This window comes from Clostridium sp. AM33-3, assembly GCF_003480315.1.
GTDB lineage: Bacteria > Bacillota > Clostridia > Lachnospirales > Lachnospiraceae > Brotaphodocola.
Genome location: NZ_QUIV01000002.1, coordinates 214913 through 241841, shown reverse-complemented (window position 1 = coordinate 241841; position 26929 = coordinate 214913). Strand labels below are relative to the sequence as shown.

Here is a 26929-nt window from a genome sequence, read left to right as displayed (position 1 = left end):
AGCGGATGTAGTCCGATGCAGGCGAACGCGTGTTGTGAGAGCAAGCAAACAACGATATGCGAAAATAGAGGAAGGCGGTCTCATTCTCTTCCGGAACTTTATTCGTTCCGTCCTATAATTGCTATTTGTTTTCGATATCGAAGATCATATCCACTCTTCTCTGGTGGCGGCCACCCTCATACTCATTGTCCAGCCATTCATCCACGATCATCTTCGCCATCTCCACGCCTACCACGCGGGCACCAAAGGTCAATACGTTGGTGTTGTTATGCTTACGGGACATTCTTGCGCTGTATGGTTCGCTGCAGGTGCAGACTAAAACGCCCTTTACCTTACCTGCTGCCAGGCCGATACCAATGCCGGTACCGCAGATGGCAATGCCGTAATCTGCCTCGCCGGATGCTACTGCGCGGCCTACCTTCTCTCCATATGCCGGGTAGTCACAGCTTTCGCTGGAATTGGTTCCGAAGTCGATGACCTCATAGCCCTTCTGCTCTACATATGCCTTGATTGCTTCCTTCATCTCCACTGCGGAGTGGTCATTGCCCATAGCGATTTTCTTCATAATTTTCCTGTTTCCTGCCTTTCATTTTAAGTTTAATCCAATTTTGCATTCTTGCCCATCAGCAGCAAATCCACAATGGTCAGCGCCGTCATGGCTTCCACCACAACCACTGCCCTCGGAACGACCACCGGGTCGTGGCGTCCCTTGATTGCGATCTCCACGTTTTCACCGTGATTGTTCGCTGTCTTCTGCAGCTGCGCAATAGACGGAGTCGGCTTAAACGCCGCCCGCAGCATGATCTGGCTGCCGTCGCTCATGCCGCCTAAAATACCGCCTGCGTGGTTGGTCTTTTTATTGACCTTACCATAAGCATCGACATAAAATTCGTCGTTATTCCGGGAGCCCAGGGCCTTCGCTGCCTCAAAGCCATCTCCGATCTCAAAGCCCTTAACCGCACCGATGGACATGATGGCACCGGCCAGCCTTGCATCCAGCTTATCAAATACCGGCTCACCAACGCCGACCGGCATACCGTCTACCAGGCACTCTACGACGCCGCCCACGGAATCCTGCGCCGCGATCATGCGCTCCAGAAACTCTGCGGTTTCTTCTGCTGCGACCTTGTCCGGCATATTCAGGCTGTTCTTATCCCGCTCGGAAAGATCAAAACGCTTCGGGTCAATCTCAAACTCACCGATACTCTTTACATAGGCATTGACGGTAATACCGTAATGCGCCAGCAGCTTGCAGGCTACCGCACCTGCTGCCACCCGGGCAATGGTCTCACGGGCAGAGGAACGTCCGCCGCCCCGGTAATCCCGGAAGCCGTACTTCTGCTCAAAGCAGTAATCCGCATGACCCGGCCGGTATACATCCATGATCGCGCTGTAATCCTTGGAGCGCTGGTCCGTGTTGCGTACCATCATGGCAATAGGAGTACCTGTAGTCTTTCCCTCAAATACGCCGGAAAGGATCTCTACCTGGTCACTCTCGTTTCTCGCGGTGGTAAATTTGCTCTGCCCCGGCTTTCTTCTGTTTAAATAAGTCTGAATATCTTCCTCACAAAGCGGGAGTCCCGCCGGGCAGCCGTCGATGGTAACACCGACGCCCTTCCCGTGAGACTCTCCCCAGGTCATAATGCGGAAGATGGTTCCATATGTGGATCCTGCCATATTGTCCTCCGTTTAATCATCTACCTTCACAATAATGCAGCTGTTTGGCTCATTGCACTTGATGGCATTGGAGCTCATAATCAGCAGCTTTTTCTCATAATCGACCTTAAAGAAGGTAATAGTGTTGCTCTCATGATTGATCACCGCCAGATGCTTATCATCCGGGAACACGGAAATGTCCTTCGGATACTCACCGCTGATCGGCAGACAACACAGCATATCCAGAAGGCCGGTTTTCTCATCACGGCTGTAGACAGCCACGCTCTCATCTCCGGCATTGCTGCAGAACATATGCTTCTCATCCGGAGAGAAGCGTAAGGAGCATGCAGCTGCCAGGGAACTGTGCTTCTCGCCCAGGGTAGAAATCGTCTGGATCTTTTCAATCTCCGGCACACGGTCACCGGTCGCATAGGTAAATACATCGATTACATTCTTCTGCTCATACATTAAATAGAAGAATTTGCCATCCGAGCTGAAGCGCAGATTGCGCGGCGCAGACTCCATCTCACACGGAATGGTGTCTACCTGGACCAGATGCTCGTCCTTTTCGCTGAAACGGTAGATCTTGACCTGATCCAGTCCGGAATCCACGATCATGACATACTTGTTGTCCGGCGTACGTCTGCAGCAGGTAACATGCGGACGGAAATTACGCTCTGCCACACTGCCGAGACCCTTGTGGAACACACCATCCACGATCTCGCCAACACCGCCGTCTTTTCTTAAACGCAGCACGGTTGCCTTGCCGTCATGGAAGCCGGACACAAACACATAGCGGTCTTCCTTATCCATGGAGAGATGGCAGGCTCTCATTCCCTTGGTCTTTGCACTGTTTAAGCGGGACAGGCTGCCGTTCTCCAGAATGCGGAATGCCACCACACCCTCATCTGCTACAGAGTAAAGGGTCCTGTTATCGTTAGATGCCGTGACATAAGAAGAGTTATCCACTTCCACTTCACAGCGCTCCTTAAATGTTCCCTTTTCCACGTCCACATCGTAAACGGTGATTCCCTTTGCTTTGCCGTTATATGAATAGGAACCGACATACGCCATATACTTTCCTTCTGAAGCCATCGCTCTTCCTCCTGTTGCATTGCTTAGATTTTCTGTTCAAAGTCAGAATTTTCACCCGGTCTGCTCCAAAAACAGGCAAACCGGAAACTAATAATCAGCATACCACAGATTCTCAAAAAAATCTATTCTGAATCTATTGACATACAGATATTTTCCAGTATAATTGAGCTTGCTTTGTGTTTACTAAAACTAAACTTTGAAGCACATTTTACATTCATTTAATATTTCTAAACTTTTCGGATAGTACGATCATGGAGGGCTTTTATGGATATCGGATCAAAACTGAAGGAGATACGGACCCTGAAGGGTCTGACACAGGAGGAGCTTGCGGACCGGGCAGAGCTTTCCAAGGGTTTTATTTCCCAGCTGGAACGTAACCTGACCTCTCCCTCTATCGCGACGCTCACCGATATCCTGCAGTGCCTCGGCACCACACTCGGTGAGTTTTTTAATGAAACACCGGAAGAGCAGGTCGTATTCGGAAAGACGGATTATTTTGAAAAATACGATGCGGAGCTGAAAAATGAGATCCGCTGGATCATCCCCAACGCACAGAAAAATATGATGGAGCCGATCCTCATCACCCTGGAGGCCGGGGGCTCTACCTACCCGGACAACCCGCACGAGGGCGAGGAATTCGGCTATGTGCTGCAGGGAAGCATCTGCATCCACCTTGGAAACAAAACCTACCGGGCAAAGAAGGGCGAGTCCTTCTACTTTACCCCGGACAAGAAGCATTACCTCACAAGCCGTCACGGCGCATCGCTGATCTGGGTCAGCACGCCGCCCAGCTTCTAAACCATCCGGCTGCAGCCCGCACACTGCCAGGCTGCAGCATACAAAACCTTGAAAACAGTCACGAATATCACATGTGAATTTATAAACTTACTTTAGGAGGAATACTGCGATGGCACAGCCCCTGATCGATTTGGTCAATATTTCAAAAAGCTTTGACAATACCATGGTCTTAGATGACCTCAGCCTTTCCGTAAAAGAAAACTCTTTCGTAACCTTACTTGGTCCCAGCGGCTGCGGCAAGACCACAACCCTGCGCATCATCGGCGGCTTCGAGACCGCCGACACCGGAAAGGTCATCTTCGACGGTGTTGACATCAGCAAGCTGCCGCCGAACAAACGCCAGTTAAACACGGTATTCCAGAAATATGCCCTGTTCACCCACATGAATATCGCGGAAAACATTGCCTTCGGCTTAAAGATCAAGGGAAAATCCAAGGCCTACATTGACGATAAGATCAAATACGCCCTGAAGCTGGTAAACCTGGACGGATACGAGAAGCGTACCGTAGACTCCTTAAGCGGCGGTCAGCAGCAGCGTATCGCCATTGCCCGCGCTATTGTCAACGAGCCTCGCCTGCTGCTCTTAGACGAGCCGTTAGGCGCCCTGGACTTAAAGCTGCGCCAGGACATGCAGTATGAGCTGATCCGCTTAAAAAATGAGCTTGGCATCACCTTCATCTATGTCACCCACGATCAGGAGGAGGCACTGACCATGTCTGACACCATCGTAGTCATGAACCAGGGCTACATCCAGCAGATGGGTACCCCGGAACAGATCTACAACGAGCCGGAAAATGCCTTCGTGGCAGACTTCATCGGCGAGAGCAACATCGTTCCCGGCATCATGCTCCGCGATGAGCTGGTTGAAATCTTCGGTGCAAGATTCGCCTGCGTGGACAAAGGCTTTGGCAACAATAAGCCGGTTGACGTAGTGATCCGTCCGGAGGATATTGATCTGGTTGACCCGTCCGAGGGCACCCTGGTGGGCACCTGCACGCATCTGATCTTCAAAGGCGTTCACTACGAAATGGAGGTTACCACTCCGGACGGCTTCGAATGGCTGGTCCACAGCACCGATATGTGCCCGGTAGGAAAACAGGTCGGCATCAAGGTGGATCCGTTCGATATCCAGATCATGAACAAACCGGCATCAGAGGATGAGGAGGCTGTGGGAGTCAATGAATAAGAAATGGTTAGCCGGACCGTACCTGGTCTGGATGGTTGGTTTCATCGTCATTCCGCTGCTTCTGATCGTGTATTACGGACTGACGGATAAGTCCGGGGCTTTCACCCTGGCAAATGTGCTCTCCATCTCCACCCCGGAGCATGTGAAGGCGCTGTATCTCTCCCTGGGATTATCCCTGGTGAGTACGGTCATCTGCCTGCTCTTAGCCTATCCGCTGGCCATGATCCTGCGTAACCGCGGCATCGGCCAGGGCAGCTTCATTGTTTTCATCTTCATTCTTCCGATGTGGATGAACTTTCTGCTGCGCACCCTGGCATGGCAGACCCTTCTGGAGAAAAGCGGTGTCATCAACGGCATCTTAACCGCCCTGCACCTGCCGAACCAGAGCCTGATCAACACACCGGGCGCCATCATCCTGGGCATGGTCTACAACTTCCTGCCGTTTATGGTGCTTCCTATCTATAACGTGCTGTGCAAGATCGATGACAACACCATCAACGCAGCAAGGGACCTGGGCGCGAGCTTTACCCAGACGCTTTTGTGGGTATGGCTTCCCTTAAGCGTGCCGGGTATCATCAGCGGCATTACCATGGTATTTGTACCATCCCTGACCACCTTCGTAATCTCCAACTTACTGGGCGGCAGCAAGATCCTCCTGATCGGCAACGTCATTGAGCAGGAGTTCACCAAGGGCAGCAACTGGAACTTAGGCTCCGGCCTCTCCCTGGTTCTCATGGTCTTCATCCTGATCAGCATGGCGCTGATCGCAAAATACGATAAAAACGGCGAAGGGAGTACATTCTAATGAATAAGATCCGACAGAATTTCAGACGGTTCCTGCAGGATTTCTACCTGGTGCTCATCATGCTGTTTTTATACGCGCCGATTGCCACCATGGTGGTGTTATCCTTTAACAGTTCCAAATCCCGTACCCAATGGGGCGGGTTCACGCTGCAGTGGTACACCCAGATGTTTGCCAGCCGCAACATCATGGCCGCTTTGCAGAACACCCTGCTGATCGCATTTTTGTCCGCACTGATCGCCACCATAATCGGCACTGCGGCTTCCATTGCCATCAGCAGCATGAAACAGGTTCCCCAGACCATCGTCATGGGAATCACCAATATCCCGATGTTAAATGCCGATATCGTGACCGGCATCTCCCTGATGCTGGCCTTCATCGCTTTCGGCGTATCCCTTGGCTTTAAAACCGTGCTGATCGCCCACATCACCTTCAATATTCCCTATGTGATCCTAAGCGTCATGCCAAAATTAAAGCAGACCAACCGCTTCACCTACGAGGCAGCGCTGGATCTTGGCGCAAGCCCGCTGCGGGCCTTCTTTAAGGTAGTGTTCCCGGACATTTTACCGGGTGTGCTTTCCGGCTTTCTGCTGGCCTTCACCATGTCCCTGGATGATTTCATCATCACCCACTTTACCAGAGGCGCTGGCATCAACACCCTGTCCACCCTGATCTACAGTGAGGTACGCCGCGGCATCAAGCCGTCCATGTACGCACTGTCCACTGTGATCTTCGTGTCTGTCCTGGCCCTGCTTCTGATCAGCAATTTTGCTCCGAAGAAAAAGCAGGAGACTTAATATTACCGAAATCAAGATTGAGAGGAGATGACTATGAAAAAGAAAGTATTTGCAATTTCCATGGCAGGCCTTACTGCCGCTTCCGCCCTTCTGTCCGGCTGCGGTGCATCCGGAAACACCGGAGCCTCCGGCACGGATTCCGCTGCTTCCGGCAGTGCAGATGGCGGCGAGCTCTACGTTTACAACTGGGGCGAGTACATTGACGAGAATGTGATCTCCCAGTTTGAGGATGAGACCGGCATTACCGTTGTTTACGACCTGTTTGAGACCAACGAGGAAATGTATCCGGTCATCGAGGCCGGTGCTGTCAACTACGATGTCGTATGTCCGTCCGATTATATGATCCAGAAGATGCGCGAAAACGACCTGCTGGCTGAATTAAACTTCGACAACATTCCGAATATTGACCAGATTGATCCGGCTTACATGGAAATGTCCCAGGCCTTTGACCCGGAAAACAAATACTCTGTTCCTTACTGCTGGGGGACGGTCGGTATCCTGTACAATACCAGGCTGTTAGACGAGCTTGGCGTTCCGGCACCGACCAAATGGGCTGATCTGTGGGATGAACGCTTAAGCGGCGAAATCCTCATGCAGGACAGCGTCCGCGACGCCTTCATGGTAGCATTAAAAAAAGACGGCTACTCCATGAACAGCGAAAGCAAGGACGAGCTTGAGCAGGCAAAGCAGGAGCTGATTGACCAGAAACCACTTGTCCAGGCTTATGTCATCGACCAGGTAAGAGATAAGATGATCGGCGGCGAGGCTGCTGTCGGTGTCATCTATTCCGGCGAGATGCTTTATATCCAGGATGAGGTTGCAAATCTGGGGCTCGACTATAATCTGGAATATGTGATCCCGGAAGAGGGAACCAACCTGTGGCTGGATTCCTGGGTCATTCCGAAAAACGCGAAAAACAAAGAAAATGCAGAAAAATGGATTGACTTTATGTGCCGTCCGGAAATCGCGAAGGCAAACTTTGAGTACATCACCTACCCGACCCCGAACAAAGGCGCATTCGAGCTGTTAGACGAGGACATGCAGAACAACAAGGCAGTCTTCCCGGATATCGATTCCCTGAAGGATTCTGAGGTTTATCAGTACCTTGGTGATGAGACAGATGCTATTTACAATGAGCTCTGGAAAGAAGTCAAAGCAAACTAAATAAAATTCAGACATATTACGCAATACAAGAGGAGATTGAGAAAATGAAAAAAAGATGGATCGTATCTGCTGCGGCACTGTCCGCAGCGGCACTTGCTGTAACTGGCTGCGGCGCTTCTGCGTCTGACAGCTCTGCTTCCGGTAATTCCGGTGATTCCGCCGCATCCGGTGACGCCGGAGAGCTCTATGTTTACAACTGGGGCGAGTACATTGATGAAACCGTCATTGATGAATTCGAGGAAGAAACCGGAATCAAGGTTGTCTATGACCTGTTCGAGACCAACGAGGAGATGTATCCGGTCATCGAGGCCGGCGGCATTGCCTACGATGCGGTATGTCCGTCTGATTTCATGATCCAGAAAATGCGCGAGCACGACCTTCTGGCTGAGATCAACTTTGATAATGTACCGAACATTGACCAGATTGATCCCCTTTACATGGAGCTGTCAAAATCCTTCGATCCGGAAAACAAATACGCCGTTCCGTACACCTGGGGCACCATCGGCATCCTCTACAATAAGGAGCGCCTGCAGGAGCTTGGCGTTCCGGCACCGACCAAATGGGCAGACCTGTGGGATGAGCGCTTAAGCGGCGAGATCCTCATGCAGGACAGCATCCGCAGCGCCTTCATGACCGGTCTAAAGAAAAACGGCTACTCCTTAAACAGCACCAACCCGGATGAGATCAACAAGGCCAAGCAGGATCTGATCGACCAGAAGCCACTGGTCCAGGCTTATGTGGTAGACCAGGTTCGTGACAAGATGATCGGCGGCGAGGCCGCTGTCGGCATCATCTACTCCGGCGAGATGCTCTACATTCAGGGCGAGGACGGCACCGACAACCTGGAATATGTGATCCCAGAAGAGGGCACCGACCTGTTCATCGACTGCTGGGTCATCCCGAAAAATGCGAAAAACAAAGAGAATGCTGAGAAGTGGATCAACTTCCTGTGCAGACCGGACATCGCAAAGAAGAACTTTGAGTACATCACCTACTCCACCCCGAACAAGGGCACATTTGAGCTGTTAGATGAGGACATGCAGAACAACAAGGCAGTTTTCCCGGACATCGACTCCATCAAGAATGCCGAGGTATTAAAGTACCTGGGCGATGATGTGGATGAGCTTTACAATGAGGCATGGAAGGAAGTTAAGTCCAAGTAAATATTGATAAGTAAAGACGATAAACCCCCGGAACGCAGTGTAGAAGCTACGCCCCGGGGGGTTTTGTTTTAATCAATTATGTTTTAGTTATTTACAACCGACTGCTTATACCTGATCTGTTCAGATCAGTGCCAGAGTCTTTAACACATACAGCCAGAATGTCAGGGAAAACGCGCTTCCCAGTGTGGTGATTGCCACAATGCTGGAGCTTAAAACACCGCTGTGTCCCATATTCCGGGCCATAACGTAGCTGCTAACGGTGGTGCTGGAACCCAGCATGACCAAAATTGCGATCAGCTCTGCCTCACGAAAGCCCAGAAGCACCGCCACCGGAAGGAAGAGCGTACACAGACCGATCAGCTTCATGAAGCTTGCCGCGAATGCCGGCCCCATGCCGGATTTCGCTTCGCTCCAGTTAAAGGCAGCGCCCATTGCCATCAGTCCGAGAGGTGTTGTCAGACCGCCAAGACTGGAAACCGTCTTTGTAAGGATTGTTGGCATCGGAAGCCGTAAGACTGACCACAATACACCTGCCAGAATTCCCAGAATGATCGGATTAGTCGCAATTCCCTTTAAGGTCTTTTTGATCAGTTCCGGACTCATCCCATTCTGTCCCGGTTTTGTGAAGGAAAGAACAACAACTGCCATAATGTTGTAAAGCGGCACACTGCCAATGATCATCAGCGGTGCCATGCCGGAATTGCCATAGATATTCGTGATAAACGCAATGCCAAGGATCGCCGCACTGCTGCGGTATGCACCCTGAATGAATTCCCCGCGCTGGGATTTGTCTTTCAGCGCCATGGACATCAGCGCTACAAGAGAAATGCTCACCAGTGTCACCACAAAGCAGAACGCTACAAATTTTCCATTCCATGCCTCGGCAAAATCCTGCTTTGCCAGGTCGCCAAACAGCAATACCGGCAGCGTTGCCTTAAACACAAACTGGTTCAGGCCATTGATCATATTTTCCTTCAAAAGCCCTGTTTTCCTGAAAAACACGCCCAGCACCATCATCAAAAAGATGGGAATCGTGGCATTCAGGCTGAATATCAGATTTTCCATAGATTTCTACCTCTGTTTTTTCATATATTACAAATTTCCGCAGTTTTTCTTTAGCGTCACCACTGTAATTTGCTGAGCTTTACTATACACTCATAAATCTGATTTTGTCAATTGACGGATACTATATTTCCTGTGAAACAAAAAACCGGCAAAAATGGATTGATTTTATCCAGAATAAGTGGTAAAACATGAAACGGAAAGGGAAAGAAGGAATGCTCATGAACCGAAAGCACGGGTATCAAATGTCTGACTCACTGATCATCATGATTCTGCTGAATCTGTCCGGCGGAACCCAGGATGCCTGTTCTTATTTTTTACGCGACCATGTTTTTGCAAACGCACAGACCGGAAATATTGTTCTGATGGGCTGCTATCTGATCTCAGAGGACTTGCGTGATTCCATCCGGTATTTTCTCCCGGTATTCTGTTTTGCGCTTGGCGTTCTTACTGCCTGCTTTATTCGCAGCAAATGCCGCCACACTGGAAAGATCCACTGGCGTCATCTGGTTCTGGTCATGGAAATCCTGCTGCTCTTTGTGGTCGGTTTTCTGCCGCCACAGGTAAACTGGCTGGCAAACGCGCTTACCTCCTTTGCCTGTGCCATGCAGGTGCAGTCCTTCCGCACGGTCAGCGGCAGCGCCTATGCCAGCACCATGTGTATCGGCAATCTGCGAAGTGGTATGGATCATCTCTACCGGTTTATAACCGGGAAAAAGAAAGAAGAAGGAAAAACCGCAGCCATCTATCTGACTGCTATCACCTCCTTTGCCATTGGCGCAGCCTGCGGCGGTCACCTGACCACGTATTTTTCCTACCGCACCATATGGATTTCCTGCGGAATTCTGATTCTCTGCTTCCTTCTGATGCTAATCGAGGAGGAAGAAGATCTGGAAGTTTTGGAAAAGAAAGAACGGAAAGAACTTCAGGCAGAAAAGAATCTGGTAAAAAAAGGACAAGAAGAGCTTCAGGAGGAAAAACTTCTGATGAAAGAAACCGAAAACGAATTTCAGCAAAAAATTTCCAAAGGATAAGCACTGAAATTTTCAAAACAAGAAGGACCACTGTACAAACAGCGGCCCTTCCTATTTTTATCTCTTATTTTTAACCAAAGTATCTCTTTAACAGACCCTCAAATGCTTTGCCATGACGAGCCTCGTCTTTTGCCATCTCATGAACGGTGTCATGGATCGCGTCAAGGTTTGCAGCTTTCGCACGCTTAGCCAGGTCGAACTTGCCCTCGGTTGCGCCGTGCTCTGCAGCTACTCTCATCTCCAGGTTTTTCTTGGTGGAATCGGTTACGACCTCACCTAACAGCTCTGCAAACTTTGCAGCGTGCTCTGCCTCTTCGTAAGCTGCCTTCTCCCAGTAAAGACCAATCTCCGGATAGCCTTCTCTGTGAGCAACTCTTGCCATAGCCAGATACATACCAACCTCAGAGCACTCACCCTCGAAGTTTGCGCGAAGGTCTGCCAGGATATCCTCGCTCACGCCCTGTGCAACACCTACCACATGTTCAGCAGCCCAGGTCATCTCGCCCTCCTGCTCTTTGAACTTGGAAGCCGGTGCCTTACAAACCGGGCAGAACTCCGGTGCAGCCTCACCCTCGTAAACATAACCGCATACAGTACAAACCCATTTCTTCATAACTCAGATCTCCTTTTCTTATTTGATGTGTGATATTCTAACTTGTTGTTCTTGATTGATATTAGTAATTGTTACTGATATTAATATAGCAGATGTTTCTCATTTTGTCAACTCTTTTTTTTCAATTTGCATGAAATACGTAACGGTCCAACCGTTCGAATGCCTCCTGCACCCGGCTGAATGGCAACGCCAGATTCATGCGGATATGGCACGGACCATGGAAGGGTCTGCCGTCCTGCCAGATGACTCCGACCTCTACACCGGCTCTCTGCAGCTCATCGATCGTCTTCCCATGCTTCTCACACCACTTTGTGCAGTCCAGAAACAGCATGTAGGTTCCTTCCGGCTTTGATACCTCGATACCTTCAAAATGATCCTGAATATATCTGCAGGCAAATTCTACATTGCCGGTCAGCACCTGGCGCAGCTCATCCAGCCACTCATAGCCCTCCGGTTTGTACGCTCCAACCAGCGCGTGCATGGAAAGCACATTCATTGCATTATAATGAGATAAGGAAGACTCTTTCAGAACGCGCTCCCGCAGCCAGGTGTTATAAATAATATGGTAGCTTCCCACCAGACCGGCCAGGTTGAATGTCTTGGATGGCGCATACATAGCTACCGTGCGGTTTCTGGCATCCTCACTCACGGACTGAGTTGGAATGTGTTTGTGTCCTTCCAGAATCAGATCAGACCAGATCTCATCTGAGATTACAAAGACATCATACTTTTTATAAAGCTCCATGGCCTTCTCAATCTCCCAGCGCTCCCACACGCGGCCGCATGGGTTGTGCGGAGAACAGAACACGGCTGCATGAATACGGTTTTTCACGATTTTCTTCTCCATATCCTCAAAATCCATGCGCCAGACACCGTTTTCATCCTTTACCAGCGGAGAATGTACAATATGATATCCGTTGTTTTCCAGACTCATGGTAAAGCCGATATAAGTCGGGGAATGAAGCAGTACGTTGTCCCCTTTGGAACACATCACATTCAGGGCGCTGATCACACCGCCCAGCACGCCATTTTCATAGCCGATGTGCTCCGGCTCGAGTCCGGTCACGCCGTTGCGCTTCTCCTGCCATCGGATAATGGAAGCGTAATATTCTTCCGATGGATCAAAATATCCGTATGCCGGATGCTGCACACGCTCCATCATAGCCTCCACAACCGTTGGTGCGGTCGGGAAATTCATGTCAGCTACCCACATCGGGATCCGGTCAAAGCCTTCCTTCACCTGTGCGCCCGGAATCGGAATGTGCTCTACTGCAATCGCATCTTTTCCGTTGCGATCCAGAATCGAAGTAAAATCGTATTTCATAATCACCTTTTTTCCTTTCGTCAGCATTGTAAATCTATTCTCATCTTACCGCGTTTTCGGTCTATCTTCAATATTTTACATGCACAACACAAAAGACTTCCAAATCCAGGTACTTTCTCTGTGATTTGGAAGCCTTTTGTGCTATGATGGACATACTATGAATGAAAAGAAAGTGAGGGACTCCCGTTATGACGATCACGTATATCCACCACAGCGGTTATCTTCTGGAGACGGAGCAGGCGCTGCTGCTCTTTGATTTTGTAGAAGGCGCACTTCCGCCACTGGATCCCGCAAAAGACCTGTTCGTGTTTGTGAGCCACCGCCACGAAGATCACTTCAGCCCGAAGATCTTTGATCTGGCAGCCACTCACCCCCGCATCCGTTTTATCCTTTCCGATGACATCTGGCAGAACAAGGTACCGGAGCACCTGCACGGCCTCTCCTGGTTCATGGATCCGGGAAATGTTCTGGAATGGAAGGAAGGCGGCGGGCTTCGCGTAACAGCCTTCAAATCTACGGATGAGGGCGTGGCCTTCATGGTAGAAACCGGCGGTTATACCATCTATCATGCCGGCGACTTAAACAACTGGCGCTGGAACGGCGAAGAGCTGGCATGGAATAACAACATGAGCACCAACTACCGCCGCGAGCTGGAAAAGATCAAAGCTTCCGGTTTCCACCCGGATGTTGCCATGGTTCCGTTAGATGGACGCCAGGAGGATCTGTTTTACCTGGGACTGGATGATTTCATGAGGATAGTCGGCGCCGAAATGGTCTTCCCCATGCACTTCTGGGAAGATTTCAGCGTCATTCCGGCACTGAAAAAGCTGGACTGCAGCGCAGAATACCGGGATCGCGTGGCAGATATCCGCAAAGATGGGCAGCGTTTTTGCTTTCCGGCTTTTCCGGATAACCGATCAGGCGGAGAGACAACATGATATCCACAGTCACAAAAGCCCATGCACAGCAGGAAATCCTGCTCCTCGCCATGAAGGCCGGGCAGATCCAGCTGGAAAACGGAGCGGAAATCTTTCGCGTGGAAGATACCATCATGCATATCTGCCGCGCCTACGGACTTCATTCTGTCCATATTTTCGTGCTGAGTAACGGTATTTTTCTAAGCTGCGGAGATGAGACGGAACCCCTGTTTGCCAAGGTTTTGCAGGTGCCTGTCAACAATACCAACCTGCGCAGAGTTGCGGAAGTAAACCAGCTATCAAGGCGCATTGAGGAAGAAGGGCTTTCCCCGGAGAATGTACGCAGAGAGCTGACCCGCATCGAGGAGCATCCGGGCTTTCCTGCTGCTTTGCAGATTGCCGTGGCCGGGCTCGCCGGTGCCTGCTTTGGCGTCATGTTCGGCGGCTCGCCGTGGGATTTTTTATGTTCCATTGTTGTCGGAAGCCTGTATCAGGCCTATGCCGTGTATCTCGGCAATCCGCATTTGGGACGGATCGTGCGCACCATTCTCGGCAGTGCCTGGATCACCTTTCTTTGCATCCTCTGTTACCGCTTCGGCCCCGGAGAAAATTTTGATGCCATGATCATCGGCGGCATTATCCTCATGGTTCCCGGAGTTGCCTTCACCAACGCTATCCGCGACATGGTCGACAGTGATTACATTTCCGGCTCTGTCCGAATGCTCGATGCCGTCATAAGCTTTTTCTGCATTGCCATCGGTGTCGGCGTGGTGCTTGCGCTGTACGGAAATATAGCCGGGGCTCCGCTGCTTCCATAATAATAGGAAAGAGAGGTTCTTCATGCTGCACCTACTGATTCAGACCTGTGCGGCCGCCATGGCCACCATAGGATTTTCCCTGCTGTTTGGCGTTCCGGCCCGCTATTATCCCAGCTGTGCCCTCATTGGCGGCGTGAGCTGGCTTGCCTACCTGCTTCTGCTGCCCTACAGCTCTGTCTCTATTGCCACCTTCGCCGCCACGGTCATTGTGATCCTCATGTCACGATGGTTTGCGGTGCGGAAGCGGTGCCCGGTCACCATCTTTCTGATTTCCGGCATCATCCCGCTGGTGCCGGGTGCAGGAATCTACCGGGCAGCCTACTACACGGTCACAGATCAGCTTTATCTGGCTGTCCAGACCGGTTTTGATGCCGTCAAAATGGCAGTTGCCATTGTACTTGGGATCGTGTTCGTTTTTGAAATTCCGCAGACGGTATTTCAGATCGGCAATCAGAGGCTCCATCAAAAACAATAATATTTTACAGATAAGATACAGGAGGAATCATTATGCTGTTACTTCAGAATGGACGGGTCATCGACCCGAAATCAGGACTGGACCAGGTCATGGATCTGGTCACAGACGACAAAAAGATCCTGGAGCTTGGAAATGATTTAAAAGAAAAATACCCGGATGCCCGGGTGATCGACGCCACCGGTCTTGTGGTGGCTCCGGGACTCATTGATGTTCACGTGCACTTCCGTGATCCGGGACTTACCTATAAGGAAGATATTCATACCGGTGCTGCTGCCGCTGCCGCAGGCGGATTCACCACCGTGGTCTGCATGGCCAACACCAAACCGCCGGTTGATAACGTGGAAACCCTCGAATATGTGCTGGCAGAAGGCAAAAAGACTCCGATCAATGTCTTAAGCGCTGCCAATATCACGGTCGGCATGAAGGGCGAGGTTCTCACCGACATGGAGCTGTTGAAGGCCCACGGCGCTGCTGGCTTCACCGATGACGGTATTCCGTTAAAGGACAGTGCTCTGGTTAAAAAAGCTATGGAAGAGGCTGTCCGCTTAAACGTACCGTTAAGCTTCCACGAAGAAGATCCGACGCTTATCACCAATAACGGCATCAACCGCGGTGCCGTGTCCGAGCACTTCGGCATTGGCGGCTCTCCCGCTGCCGCAGAGGATGTTCTGGTAGCCCGCGACTGCATGCTGGCCCTGCACACCGGTGCCCTCATCGATATCCAGCATATCAGCTCCGGGCACTCCGTCCGCATGGTAGAACTGGCCAAGCAGCTTGGCGCTCATGTCATGGCAGAAGTTACCCCGCACCATTTCAGTCTGGATGAGACCGCAGTCTTAAAACACGGCACCCTGGCGAAAATGAACCCGCCGCTTCGCACGCTTGAGGATAAACAGGAGATTCTCCGCGGCTTAAAGGAAGGCGTCATCGACATCATTGCCACCGACCACGCACCGCACAGCGCAGAGGAGAAGGCAAAACCGCTTACCGAAGCACCGAGCGGCATCATCGGCCTGGAAACCGCACTGGCTCTTGGTGTCACCAACCTGGTCCGGGAAGATGTCCTGACCATGCCGCAGCTCATGGAAAAGATGAGCCTGAACCCGGCCATCCTCTACCACCTGGAGGGAAACAAGGGCCATTTAAGCACCGGTGCAGATGCCGATCTGGTACTCTTCGATCCAAACGAAAAATGGACCGTAAAGGAATTCAAATCCAAAGCCACCAACTCTCCGTTCATCGGTGAGGAGCTTTACGGAAAAGTAAAATACACCATCTGCGGCGGAAAGATTGCTTATGTTGCTATTCCCCTCCGGAATAACTGATATTTTTTCTCAATAACGGCCTTTTAGAGGGAGACTTCCGAATTCACCGGTTGTCTCCCTTCTTTTTTTCTGTTATAGTGGTTAGCAAACGCTTACCGTGTGCATATCAGGAATGTTCTTTGAACGGAAGCAGGCACTTTATTCAGGAGGAATCGGATACTATGGAATTACGTCAGCTGGAATATTTTATGATCACCTGCGAAAAAGGCAGCTTTAACCAGGCTGCCGAATGCCTTTACACCACACAGCCCAATGTCAGCAAGGTAATCAGTTCCCTGGAAAAGGAGTTGGGCCGCCCGCTTTTTGAGCGCAGCAGCCGCGGTATCCGCATCACTCCCTATGGTGAAACAGTCCGGGAATATGCCCAGAATATTCTCCACAATGTCAGCCTGATCGACTCCCTGACCGACCGGAACCAGGGCAAGAAATTCAGCCTCGCCACCTATCCCAGCAACATGATTTCCCGCCTGCTGACCGACTTCTATCAGGAAATGGGCGATTCCTACATCGTAGAACACTTAGAAGGCACCGTGGAAGAGATCTGCAACCGGGTTGCCCAGGGACTTTCCGAGATTGGGGTTGTCTATATCGCAGAAAAACAGCTGCACCAGTTCCAGCATATTCTGTCCCACAAAAAGCTGAAATTCATTCCCCTGGATATGAAAGAAGCCTGTGTTTATGTCGGCCCGAATCATCCGCGCTACCACGATGAAAGCATTGACTTTCAGGATCTTTCCTCTCTCTCCTTCGTCCGGGGCGTGCGGGATTTTTTCTCCGTGGAACACCATTTAAGCCATGTAAGCCTGGGCGCCATCAGTACAGAACAGCTCCATTATTCCGTCTACACCAACAGTGACCACCTGACCATCAACCTGCTGATGAATACCGATATCTGCAGCCTGGGCATCAATTTTCTCTATGACCAGTACCGCCAGTACGATGTCCGCCAGCTGCAGATCAACAACTGTGAGCCCTTTCTTCTCATCGGCTACATCTGCCCGGATGACGCAAAATTAAGCACAGCCGCCGACTGGTTCATCCGTCATTTTCAGGCAATTTTGTAAGGATTTCACCCTTGTTATAACGTTTTGGAATAACTAAGCCCCTCCAAATTCATCAGTAGTAAGCTCCTGCTAACCCATGTTATACTTTCATCGTTCGCACCGGATGTGTGGACAGAAACAATAACAAGCTTTTACAACAGGAGGACACTGATTATGAAAAAAAGATGGGGCACATTGCTTCTTGCAGGTCTCTTAGGCACCGCCGTGTTAAGCGGCTGCGGTTCATCCGCCTCTGACTCTGCATCTACTGCTGCCGCAGATTCCGCTGCTGCAGAAAATACCACTTCTTCTGAGAATACGAAAGAAGATCTGATCTTTGTAAACTACCGCGATATCCGCGATTTAAACCCGCATTTATATGCCGGCGAGATGTACGCGCAGGAAATGCTGTACGAGGGTCTCGTCAACATCACCGCAGACGGTTTTGAGGGTTGTCTGGCTGAGAGCTGGGATGTCAGCGAGAACGGTAAGGTCTACACCTTCCACATCCGTCCGGGTGTCCTGTTCTCCGATGGAGAGAAATGTGATGCCTATGCCATCAAGGCCAACTTCGACGCAATTCTGGAAAACAAGGACCGCCACACCTGGCTGGAGATGATGCACCTGCTGGTCGGCGTTGACGCTCCGGATGAAAACACCTTTGTCATCGAGCTGTCTGAGCCGTACTACCCGCTCTTAACCGAGCTTGGTGTTACCAGACCGTTTGCCATGATCTCCCCGAAAGCCATGAAAGACGGCAGCACCAAGGATGGTGTAGAGGCTTATATCGGAACCGGCCCGTATGTACTGGATGAATTTGTCACCGACGAGTATGCCATCTTCAAAGCAAACCCGAACTACTGGGGTGAGCAGCCGGCTATCAAAACCATTACCGTTAAGGTCATCCCGGATAACCAGACCCGTATCCTGGCTCTGGAAAAGGGCGAGATTGATATGATCTTCGGAAAGAACATGATCGATGCCGATGCCATCAACCAGTACTTAAACAGCGATAAGTTCACCGTAGAGCTTTCTGACCCGACCTCTACCAGACAGATTGTCCTGAATACCTCCTCCGATATTCTCTCCGAGAAGGATGTGCGCATTGCGCTTCAGCACGCTACCAACAAGCAGAATATCTCTGACGGTATCTTCTACGGACTGGAGAAACCGGCTGACACCCTGTTTGCAAAAACCATCCCGTACTGCAACATTGACCTGGAGCCGTATGCCTACGACTTAGAGCTGGCTGGCCAGATCCTGGATGACGCAGGCTGGAAGATGGGTTCCGGCAATATCCGCGAGAAGGACGGAAAGCAGTTAAACATCGACCTGCTTTACAACAGTGACAGCGTTACCGAGAAATCCATTGCCGAGTATCTGCAGAGTGAGTATCAGACCATCGGTGTTTCCTTAAACATCCACGGTGAGGAGGAGCAGTCCTACCGCGACAACATGAAGGCTGGTAATTTCGATATGGTATTCAACATCTGCTGGGGTACCCCGTATGATCCACAGTCCTCTCTGGCAGCGATGCGTGCGCCGGTATACGGTGACTACGCAGCCCAGCTTGGCCTGGATGATAAAGCCGAGATTGACGAAGCCATCACTGAGATCCTCATCACCACCGACGAGGACAGACGTCAGGAGCTTTACACCTATGTTCTGACCCATCTGCATGAGGACGCGGTTTACATTCCGCTGACCTATGAGTGCAATAAAGCCATTTATCGTTCCGATATGAAGGGCTTCCACTTTACCCAGACTCAGTATGAAGTTCCATTCCAGGATTTCTCTTTCTAAGTTCTGAGGAGTAATTCAACCTGAAATGTGTACGAAGCCGTCTCCCGCGAGGCGGCTTTGTATTGTTACGGTTCACACGTTTGTTGATTTTTACCGGAGGTACTGTTTTGAAACCATATATCATCAAGCGAATCCTTTCCGCGATCCCGCTGCTTCTCATTATTTCCTTTGTGTGCTTTGTTTTTATCAACCTGATCCCATCCGACCCGGCTGAGGTAGCCTTGCGCGTACGCCAGGTTCCCATCATTACCGAAGAAGCCATTGCCGAGGTCCGGGCGGAGCTTGGACTGGACAAGCCGTATCTGGTCCGCTATTTCACCTGGGTACTGGACTGTCTGCGCGGTGACTTCGGCATCAGCTATGTGAACCCGACCCGTACCGTGGCAGGTGAGCTGCTGCGCTGCATGCCGGCTACCCTTCAGCTGGCGGGTGCTTCCCTCGTCATGGTAATCCTGTTAAGCCTGCCGATCGGCTTTCTGTGCGCGGTATACAAGGATGGCTGGTTTGACCGGATCATGCGCGGCATTGTCTTCATGACCACCGCCATGCCGGCTTACTGGGTCGGCCTTCTGATGATGTGGCTGATTTCCATTAAACTGGATCTTCTTCCTACCAGTGGAAACGGAACCATCAAACACCTGATCTTACCGGCCTTTACCGTATCCTTAAGCTACATTTCCACCTATATCCGCCTGATCCGCAACAATATGCTGGAAAACATGAAACAGGACTATGTGCTCTACGCCAACGTCCGCGGCCTGCCGCAGAAATCCATTCTGGTAAAACATATCCTGAAAAACTCCATGCACACCTGCATCGTTGCCATCGGTATGAGTATTCCGCAGCTGATCTCCGGAACCATCGTCGTGGAAAATGTATTTGCGTGGCCGGGACTCGGAACTCTGTGCATCAGTTCCATTTTCAACCGGGACTATCCGGTGATCCAGACCTATGTGCTTCTGATCGGCGTTCTGTTTGTCGTATTTAACCTGCTGTTTGATATTCTTCAGACGGTGTCTGATCCGCGTATGCGAAAGGAGGGCAACTAATGTTACACCGTTTTCTTCATAATAAAACTGCTGTCGGTACCGTCTCTCTGGTGCTGATCGTAGCTCTGATGGGCATCTTTGCCCCGGTCATTGCCCCGCATGACCCTTACGCTACCGACATTCTCAACAAATTTGCCCACTTCAGCAAGGAATATCCGCTGGGCACCGATAACCTGGGCCGCTGCATTCTTTCCCGCATGGTCTACGGCATCCGCCCAACCCTTGGGCTTGCTGTTTTAACCATGCTTGGCACCATTGGACTGGGCGCCCTGATGGGACTTCTGGCCGGTTATTTCCGCGGTATCACCGAAGAGCTGATCATGCGTGTGGTGGATGTGATGCTTTCCTTCCCCAGCCAGATCATGGTATTTGCAGTCGTTGCGCTGCTCGGCATCAACGTCCAGAACGTCATTCTGGCGAACGTCTTCATCAAATGGGCCTGGTATGCCCGCATGATCCGCACCGGCGTCATGCAGTACCGCGACCGGAACTTTGTCCAGTTTTCCCGCTGTGTTGGCACTCCGGAGCGTTTCATCCTCTTCCGTCACCTGGTTCCTTCCATTGCGGCAGACCTGGCCGTGCTCTCTTCCCTGGATGTAGGCTGGGCCATCATCAACATTTCCACCCTGTCCTTCCTGGGACTCGGTGTACAGGCTCCGACGCCGGAATGGGGGGCCATGCTCAGCGAAGCAAAAAATGTCCTGACCAGCAACCCGGCCCAGATGCTGGTACCGGGTATCGCCATCGTTGTTCTGGTTTCTGCTTTTAACTTAATGGGCGACGCCATCCGCGATGTTCTTGACCCGAAGGAGGTGCTGTAATGTCTGCCATTTTAAAAGTAGAAAACTTAAATGTCACTCTGCAGCACCGCAGAGTCTCCAAAAAGCTGGTGGAAGATGTCAGCTTTGAGGTCCGTCCCGGTGAATGTCTCGGCATTCTCGGCGAGTCCGGAAGTGGCAAGAGCATGACCGTAAAATCTGTTCTCGGCCTGCTGGATAAGAATTTCCAGGTTTCCGGAAGCGCCATCTTTGACGGCCAGGACCTGTTAAAAGAAACCAAAGAGGAGCTGCGCCGCCTCCGCGGAAGCCGGATCACCATGGTCCTGCAAAATCCCATGACCTGTTTTGACCCGCTCTACCGCATTGGAAACCAGATGGCTGAAACCTTTGCCACCCACACCTCCTGGAACGCCCAGGAGATTCGCAGCCGGTGTCTGGAAATTCTCGATCAGATGCGGATCCGGAACGGCGAAGAGGTTCTGGAAAAATACCCGCACCAGCTTTCCGGCGGCATGCTCCAGCGCATTATGATCGGCATTGCCATGGCCCTGCAGCCGGAGCTTCTGATCGCCGATGAGCCGACCACCGCCATCGATGCCATCACACAGTATGAGATTCTGGAAGAATTTATCCGTATCAAAAAGCAGAAAAACACCGCCATGCTGTTCATTACCCATGACCTGGGAGCCATCTCCAAGGTTGCCGACCGCATCCTGGTCATGAACAGCGGACATGTAGTCGACAGCGGAAGCTTCGACCACATTCTCAAACATGCCGATGACCCGTACACCCGCATGCTGGTGGAGAAACGTTCTGCCGTCATGCACCGCTACCGCCAGATTTTACATGGAAAGGAGAGTTCCAATGCTTGAAATAAGTAACATCAATGTCAGTTTCCGCAGCGAACGCCAGGAAAAACTGTTCGGCACCACCAGAGATCAGGTTCTCTTTGATGTTTCCTTAAAGGTGCCCCAGGGAACCTGCCTTGGAATCCTGGGCGAATCCGGAAGTGGAAAGTCCACCCTGGGCCGCGTGATCTGCGGCCTGTTAAAACCTGACAGCGGCGAACTGAAGATTCACGGTACTTCCGTCTACGCATCCAGAAGCGGCCGGAAAAACCTGCAGAAGCGCTTAAGTGTTGTATTCCAGGATTATACCACCTCCGCAAATCCACGCTTCCGGGTAAAGGAGATCATTGCGGAAGGACTGGCCGCAAGAGAGCGTAACCAGAAAATCCGGTTAAACCAGGCAGAAGAAACCAGCCGCCTCTTAGAGCTGGTCGGCTTAAACGCTTCCTACGCAGACCGGTATCCACACGAGTTATCCGGCGGACAGCTGCAGCGCGTCTGCATTGCCCGGGCCGTGGCATGCCAGCCTGAGATCATCCTCTTTGACGAAGCCATCTCCTCCCTGGATGCCCACACCCAGGTCCAGATCATGGACCTTCTGCGTGAACTGAAGGAAAAGCTGGGACTGACCTATATTTTCATCACCCATGACCTGACCTCTGTCACCTACATCTGCGATGACGTGCTCTTTCTCTACCACGGCCGCATTACCGAACACATCCCGGTGTCACACATTGCGGAGACCAAAGACGAATACGCAAAGAAGCTCCTGGCTTCCATGATCGAATTTGACTAAAGGAGAATTTTTGAAATTTATGAGACTGTCTGACTTAAAAGCCGGCAGCGGAGAAAAACAGACCCTCCTGCTGCCTGTCACCAGCCCCTATCCTGTAGAAATGACCGTGATCTGCGGCTGCCGCCCCGGAAAAACCCTGGTGGTGACAGCCGGTGTTCACGGCTGTGAATATGTCGGCATCGAAGCACTGAACCGGCTGAAAAGAGAACTGGAGCCTGCCGCTCTCTCCGGCCGCGTAATCCTTCTTCCCCTGGTAAACCCAGAAGGCTTCTACCATGGCAGCAAACAGACCATCCCGACCGACGGACAAAACTTAAACCGGATGTTTCCCGGCAAATCCGATGGCACCTTTTCCAGCCAGCTTGCCAGAGTGCTGGAAGAAACCCTGTACCCTGAAGCGGATTTCCTGATGGACCTGCACGGTGGCGATGTCAACGAAGCACTGACACCGCTGCTCTTCTTTCCAACAGCCGTTCCGGAATCCTTGTCTGCCGCAGCTTGTGCAGCCGCTGAAAGCCTCTCCGTTCCTTACCGGGTTGCCTCCACCTCCAGAAACGGACTTTACAGCTGGGCAGCCCAGTGCGGCATCCCCGCCCTTTTAGTAGAGCGCGGAGAACGGGGGCTGTGGAGTGGAGAAGAGGTTTCTGCATGCCGGGAAAATGTGTATGAGCTGATGCGGCATCTGGGAATCCTGCATGTGGACATGGTATCTGCCTGCTTTCCGCAGACCGAAATCCGCAAAGCCGTCTACGAGGAAGCGCCCGCGGATGGCTTCTGGTATCCCGCAGTGTCTGAAGCCGGTCAGAAATTAAAACAGGGTGCCTTGCTTGGCACCCTGAGGGATTCTTATGGAAATGAAATTGCCCGCTATACTGCCCCATTTGAGGGAGTGGTGCTTTACTACACTCTAAGTCTTGGAGTAAGAAGCGGAGATCCGCTCATTGCATACGGAAAGCTGTAAATCTGTTACCCTTAGGCTGATACCCAGGCATATTCAGTGTGCCTGGGCATTTTCTTTCACCAGCACATTTTTCCCATCTATAATTACAGATACTTGACTTTTATTTTTTTCTCCCTATAATTAAGTAATAGCTTTATTAAGCAAATACTTCATTATAAAGGAGGCATTCATGACTGATCTTGAGTTGCTTCATATCATTACCATGCCTACACGCTACCAGATTCTTATGCTTTTGTTAAATCATCATTACTGTGGAAAGGCACTTTCCGCAAAACTGGGCATCAGTGAATCGGCGGTATCCCAGCACCTGCAGGTGTTAAAAAACTGTGGCCTGGTCACCGGTCTGCGAATCGATTACCAGATGCATTACCAGGTGAACAAAGACCTGATGCTCCGGGCTGTCAATGCCCTTTGCCAGGCGCTGTCAGAAACAGAAAAAACACACTGGGATCAGGAAAACTGTGACTGTGAATTTGCTGCGTCCTGCAGCAGGAGAGGAGATTCCAGAAAATCATGAACAAGAATAAAGACTATCTGATCACAGAAAAGCCATCCCGGGCACTGTTTGCCTTTGCGCTTCCCATGATCATCGGAAATCTGTTCCAGCAGGCATACACCATTGTAGACTCCGCTATTGTCGGACATTATGTAGGAGAAACCGCACTGGCCGCAGTCGGCGCGTCCTATGCGCTGACCAGCATTTTTATCTGTGTTGCCATCGGCGGCGGTATCGGCGCGTCGGTCATCATCAGCCAGCATTTCGGTGGACATGCCTACAGCCGCATGAAAACCAGTATCCGTACCGCCATGCTTTCCTTCCTGCTCATCAGTCTGCTGCTTGGCGGCATTGGCCTGTGCTTCAGCAGACAGATCATGGAAGCCTTAAACACCCCGGCCGATGCCATGGACATTGCTGTAATCTACTTAAACATTTACTTTTACGGTCTGCCCTTTTTGTTTATGTACAACATCCTTTCCTCCATGTTCAATGCCCTCGGTGAATCGCGGATTCCGCTGTATCTGCTGATCTTCTCCTCGGTGCTGAATATCTTTCTGGATCTGTACATGGTGGCCACCCTGCATCTCGGTGTTGCCGGTGCCGCTTACGCGACCTTTATTGCCCAGGGCATCTCGGCGGTCTGCTCCTTCCTGATCTTTCTGCACACACTCCGCCGGTTAGACGGGAAAGCAGAAACCTGGTTCAGTAAGGCAGAGTTTTCCTCCATGTCCCGCATCGCATTGCCATCCATTCTCCAGCAGTCCACGGTTTCTATCGGAATGATGCTGGTCCAGTCGGTGGTAAACGGCTTTGGCACACAGATCCTGGCCGGGTTTTCAGCCGGCATGCGGATCGAATCCCTCTGCGTGGTTCCCATGGCCGCCATCGGAAACGCCCTTTCCTCCTATACAGCACAGAACATCGGCGCAGAAAAACACGAACGGATCTCCCTGGGATATCGGACTGCCAACCTCATGGTTGCCATCACCGCCGTCATCCTGTGTCTGTTCCTGGAGCTGCTCCACCGTCCTTTGATCGCGCTATTCCTGGACGGTGCTCCCTCTGCCCAGACTGTTGCCACCGGAGAAGGATACCTGCGATTCATCGGCTTCTTTTTCTGCATGATCGGCTTTAAAATGGCGGTCGACGGCATTCTGCGCGGTGCCGGAGCCGTAAAAGTCTTTACCATCGCCAATCTGGTAAACCTGGGACTGCGTGTGCTCATTGCCAAGCTCGGAGCTCCTGTCTACGGCATTGCCATGATATGGTACGCCGTGCCGCTGGGATGGCTCGCAAACTTCCTGATCTCCTACGGATATTACCGGACAGGAAAATGGAAACAGATATCATAAGCATGAATACCGGAAAACCCCGGCTGGCCATCACGGTCCGCCGGGGTTTTTCTCATAATGCAGGTTTTATATGCTTTTAATCATCCTCTTCCGGTGCCAGCTCGGTAGTCTCTACCTTCGGCGGCATCAGCTTGGAGAATACTACAAATCCAATGAATGCTGCAACCAGGCCCGGGATGATCGGCTGGCTGAACTTAATGCCAAACAGCACACCCTTGGAAATATGCTCCAGATACACGACTACAACGGTTCCTGCAAGCAGGGAGGCAATGGTTCCCGCAGTGGATGCCTTCTTCCAGTAATGTCCCATAACGTACGGGAAGAAAGAGCCTGCTGCACGTAAGGTAAAGCAGAACATTAAGATGGAAACAATACTCTGGGTGTTAAACAGCGCAATGAACATGGATGCCACACCTACCAGACACATTACGATTTTGGTAACCTTCATGACAGATTCACTGGACGCATCCGGTTTTAAAACGGCTTTGTAAATATCATTCGCGAAAATGGAACCTGCGCCAAGCAGATCAGAGTCGGAGCTGGACATAGTCGCGGAAATGATACCTGCAAACAGAAGTCCGCAGATCAGGGCCGGCATCGTATTGATGGCCAGAACCGGAAGCGCATAACGAGCGCCTACAGAAGCAAACTGCTCAGAGCTGAACTTGCCCATATTGATCAGCGCCAGGGTGATGATACCCAGGATGGTCGGGATGAATGCGTAGATAAAGTTGACCAGTGCTGCCAGCCATGCGCCGCCCTTTGCTGCTTTCTCGTCTTTTGCCGCATAGAAACGGGATACTGCCTCCTGTCCTACAGAGAAGGTTGCGGTATACATGATCACCAGGGAAATGATGCCAAATAAATCATAACCCTCAAACAGGTTCATGGTTCCTTCCGGAATATTTGCGGAAATGCTGCTCCAGCCGCCTGCATAGTTCATGGCAAACGGAACTGCAATGATCATGCCGATGACGATCAGGAAAACCTGTACAAAGTCGGTCAGGGTAACGCTCCACAGACCGCCCATGATGGAGTAAACGGTAACTACCACTGCTACGATAATAACTGCTACCTGATAGTCAATGTTTAACATGGTAGAAAGAATCACTGCGGATGCAATAAACTGTCCTGCGGTCAGTCCTACCAGCGGAAGCAGCATGATCACAGCGGTGATCAGTCCGCACTCCTTGCCATATCGTCTGCGGAAATACTCCGGAACAGTCTTGACGGTTGCCGCACGGAACCTCGGAGCAACAAAGCTTAAAATGATGAACGCGATACCCATGGTGGTAATATACCAGGATGCGCTCAGACCAAAGCCTGACATACCATTTTGAACAACACCCAGAGAACTTCCGCCGCCGATCTCAGTTGCGGCCAGCGTTCCAGCCATTAAAAACGGTCCCAGTCTTCTTCCGGCTACCATAAAATCTGTGTTGCTCGTGATCTTAGTGGAAGAATACCAGCCGATCCACAGCATGAACAGCAGATACACGATAACAATTGCCGTGACCAATAAATTTGTTCCCATACACATACCCTCCTGTAATATTTGACAACCCTGACA

The 26929-nt window shown here is 51.1% G+C and carries 27 protein-coding genes; 20 read left to right on the top strand and 7 right to left on the bottom strand.

The window, feature by feature from the left end; all coding sequences use genetic code 11:
- Positions 1–121: 121 nt before the first annotated feature.
- From rpiB to DW819_RS02385, 3 genes are read right to left on the bottom strand one after another with little or no spacing between them, the layout of a single operon-like run.
- Positions 122–565: a ribose 5-phosphate isomerase B gene (gene rpiB, locus DW819_RS02395; protein ID WP_118534425.1), complete on the bottom strand. Its 444-nt coding sequence runs from the start codon at positions 563–565 to the stop codon at positions 122–124.
- 32 nt (positions 566–597) lie between these two features.
- Complete coding sequence (gene aroC / locus DW819_RS02390) at positions 598–1677, bottom strand: chorismate synthase (RefSeq protein ID WP_118731898.1); 1080 nt, start codon at positions 1675–1677, stop codon at positions 598–600.
- A gap of 12 nt (positions 1678–1689) precedes the next feature.
- Positions 1690–2751 carry a beta-propeller fold lactonase family protein gene (locus tag DW819_RS02385; protein ID WP_118731897.1) on the bottom strand — a complete coding sequence of 354 codons (1062 nt, stop codon included), beginning with the start codon at positions 2749–2751 and terminating at the stop codon, positions 1690–1692.
- Positions 2752–3015: 264 nt separating this feature from the next.
- On the opposite strand from DW819_RS02385, the gene DW819_RS02380 reads away from it, so the two are divergent.
- From DW819_RS02380 to DW819_RS02360, 6 genes are all read left to right on the top strand, one after another.
- A complete protein-coding gene (locus tag DW819_RS02380; protein WP_118731896.1) occupies positions 3016–3549 on the top strand; it encodes a cupin domain-containing protein in 534 nt (177 codons plus the stop codon).
- Between the two features lie 109 nt (positions 3550–3658).
- Positions 3659–4735, top strand: a complete 1077-nt coding sequence (locus DW819_RS02375) for an ABC transporter ATP-binding protein (protein WP_118731895.1) — start codon at positions 3659–3661, stop codon at positions 4733–4735.
- Positions 4728–5540 (top strand): ABC transporter permease, encoded by an 813-nt coding sequence (locus tag DW819_RS02370; protein WP_118731894.1) that lies wholly within the window; start codon positions 4728–4730, stop codon positions 5538–5540. The genes DW819_RS02375 and DW819_RS02370 overlap by 8 nt, the downstream gene beginning before the upstream one ends.
- The gene (locus tag DW819_RS15880) at positions 5540–6334 is read left to right on the top strand and encodes an ABC transporter permease (protein ID WP_243025500.1); all 795 of its coding nucleotides are present in this window, start codon (positions 5540–5542) and stop codon (positions 6332–6334) included. The genes DW819_RS02370 and DW819_RS15880 overlap by 1 nt, the downstream gene beginning before the upstream one ends.
- Positions 6335–6367: 33 nt before the next feature.
- Positions 6368–7498 carry an ABC transporter substrate-binding protein gene (locus DW819_RS15875; protein ID WP_243025498.1) on the top strand — a complete coding sequence of 377 codons (1131 nt, stop codon included), beginning with the start codon at positions 6368–6370 and terminating at the stop codon, positions 7496–7498.
- 44 nt (positions 7499–7542) lie between these two features.
- Positions 7543–8661, top strand: a complete 1119-nt coding sequence (locus DW819_RS02360; protein ID WP_118731893.1) for an ABC transporter substrate-binding protein — start codon at positions 7543–7545, stop codon at positions 8659–8661.
- Between the two features lie 120 nt (positions 8662–8781).
- Here DW819_RS02360 and DW819_RS02355 read toward each other — a convergent pair whose 3' ends face one another.
- On the bottom strand, positions 8782–9726 hold the full coding sequence (locus DW819_RS02355; RefSeq protein WP_118731892.1) for an AEC family transporter: 945 nt from the start codon (positions 9724–9726) through the stop codon (positions 8782–8784).
- Between the two features lie 218 nt (positions 9727–9944).
- Here DW819_RS02355 and DW819_RS02350 point away from each other — a divergent pair, with 218 nt between their 5' ends.
- Positions 9945–10757, top strand: a complete 813-nt coding sequence (locus DW819_RS02350; RefSeq protein WP_243025496.1) for a YoaK family protein — start codon at positions 9945–9947, stop codon at positions 10755–10757.
- A gap of 70 nt (positions 10758–10827) precedes the next feature.
- Here the strand turns inward: DW819_RS02350 and DW819_RS02345 are convergent, their stop codons facing one another.
- Both DW819_RS02345 and DW819_RS02340 read right to left on the bottom strand, forming a co-directional pair.
- Positions 10828–11370 carry an NADH peroxidase gene (locus tag DW819_RS02345; RefSeq protein ID WP_118534417.1) on the bottom strand — a complete coding sequence of 181 codons (543 nt, stop codon included), beginning with the start codon at positions 11368–11370 and terminating at the stop codon, positions 10828–10830.
- A 121-nt stretch (positions 11371–11491) separates the two neighbouring features.
- Positions 11492–12694 carry an aminotransferase class I/II-fold pyridoxal phosphate-dependent enzyme gene (locus DW819_RS02340; RefSeq protein ID WP_118731914.1) on the bottom strand — a complete coding sequence of 401 codons (1203 nt, stop codon included), beginning with the start codon at positions 12692–12694 and terminating at the stop codon, positions 11492–11494.
- Positions 12695–12882: 188 nt separating this feature from the next.
- Between DW819_RS02340 and DW819_RS02335 the strand changes: the two genes are divergently transcribed.
- The 13 genes from DW819_RS02335 (at position 12883) to DW819_RS02275 (ending at position 25359) form a co-directional block, all read left to right on the top strand.
- A complete protein-coding gene (locus DW819_RS02335; protein ID WP_118731891.1) occupies positions 12883–13632 on the top strand; it encodes an MBL fold metallo-hydrolase in 750 nt (249 codons plus the stop codon).
- A complete protein-coding gene (locus DW819_RS02330) occupies positions 13629–14429 on the top strand; it encodes a threonine/serine exporter family protein (protein WP_118731890.1) in 801 nt (266 codons plus the stop codon). Before DW819_RS02335 ends, DW819_RS02330 begins: the two co-directional genes overlap by 4 nt.
- Positions 14430–14451: 22 nt before the next feature.
- On the top strand, positions 14452–14904 hold the full coding sequence (locus DW819_RS02325; RefSeq protein WP_118731889.1) for a threonine/serine exporter family protein: 453 nt from the start codon (positions 14452–14454) through the stop codon (positions 14902–14904).
- Positions 14905–14936: 32 nt separating this feature from the next.
- A complete protein-coding gene (locus tag DW819_RS02320; protein ID WP_118731888.1) occupies positions 14937–16229 on the top strand; it encodes a dihydroorotase in 1293 nt (430 codons plus the stop codon).
- Between the two features lie 161 nt (positions 16230–16390).
- Complete coding sequence (locus tag DW819_RS02315; RefSeq protein WP_118731887.1) at positions 16391–17293, top strand: LysR family transcriptional regulator; 903 nt, start codon at positions 16391–16393, stop codon at positions 17291–17293.
- A 153-nt stretch (positions 17294–17446) separates the two neighbouring features.
- Entirely contained in the window at positions 17447–19075 is a 1629-nt protein-coding gene (gene nikA, locus DW819_RS02310; RefSeq protein WP_118731886.1) for a nickel ABC transporter substrate-binding protein, read from the top strand.
- A gap of 107 nt (positions 19076–19182) precedes the next feature.
- Positions 19183–20124: a nickel/cobalt ABC transporter permease gene (gene opp1B, locus DW819_RS02305; RefSeq protein WP_118731885.1), complete on the top strand. Its 942-nt coding sequence runs from the start codon at positions 19183–19185 to the stop codon at positions 20122–20124.
- Entirely contained in the window at positions 20124–20945 is an 822-nt protein-coding gene (gene opp1C / locus DW819_RS02300) for a nickel/cobalt ABC transporter permease (protein WP_118731884.1), read from the top strand. The genes opp1B and opp1C overlap by 1 nt, the downstream gene beginning before the upstream one ends.
- Positions 20945–21775 (top strand): ABC transporter ATP-binding protein, encoded by an 831-nt coding sequence (locus DW819_RS02295; RefSeq protein WP_118731883.1) that lies wholly within the window; start codon positions 20945–20947, stop codon positions 21773–21775. The genes opp1C and DW819_RS02295 overlap by 1 nt, the downstream gene beginning before the upstream one ends.
- Positions 21768–22547, top strand: coding sequence for a dipeptide/oligopeptide/nickel ABC transporter ATP-binding protein (locus DW819_RS02290; protein WP_118731882.1), 780 nt, complete (start codon positions 21768–21770; stop codon positions 22545–22547). The genes DW819_RS02295 and DW819_RS02290 overlap by 8 nt, the downstream gene beginning before the upstream one ends.
- A 19-nt stretch (positions 22548–22566) precedes the next feature.
- Positions 22567–23508 carry a succinylglutamate desuccinylase/aspartoacylase family protein gene (locus DW819_RS02285; protein WP_118731881.1) on the top strand — a complete coding sequence of 314 codons (942 nt, stop codon included), beginning with the start codon at positions 22567–22569 and terminating at the stop codon, positions 23506–23508.
- A 169-nt stretch (positions 23509–23677) separates the two neighbouring features.
- Positions 23678–24025 (top strand): winged helix-turn-helix domain-containing protein, encoded by a 348-nt coding sequence (locus DW819_RS02280; protein WP_118731880.1) that lies wholly within the window; start codon positions 23678–23680, stop codon positions 24023–24025.
- On the top strand, positions 24022–25359 hold the full coding sequence (locus DW819_RS02275; protein ID WP_118731879.1) for an MATE family efflux transporter: 1338 nt from the start codon (positions 24022–24024) through the stop codon (positions 25357–25359). The genes DW819_RS02280 and DW819_RS02275 overlap by 4 nt, the downstream gene beginning before the upstream one ends.
- A gap of 76 nt (positions 25360–25435) precedes the next feature.
- Here the strand turns inward: DW819_RS02275 and DW819_RS02270 are convergent, their stop codons facing one another.
- On the bottom strand, positions 25436–26893 hold the full coding sequence (locus DW819_RS02270) for a sodium:solute symporter family protein (RefSeq protein ID WP_118731878.1): 1458 nt from the start codon (positions 26891–26893) through the stop codon (positions 25436–25438).
- Positions 26894–26929 lie beyond the last annotated feature (36 nt).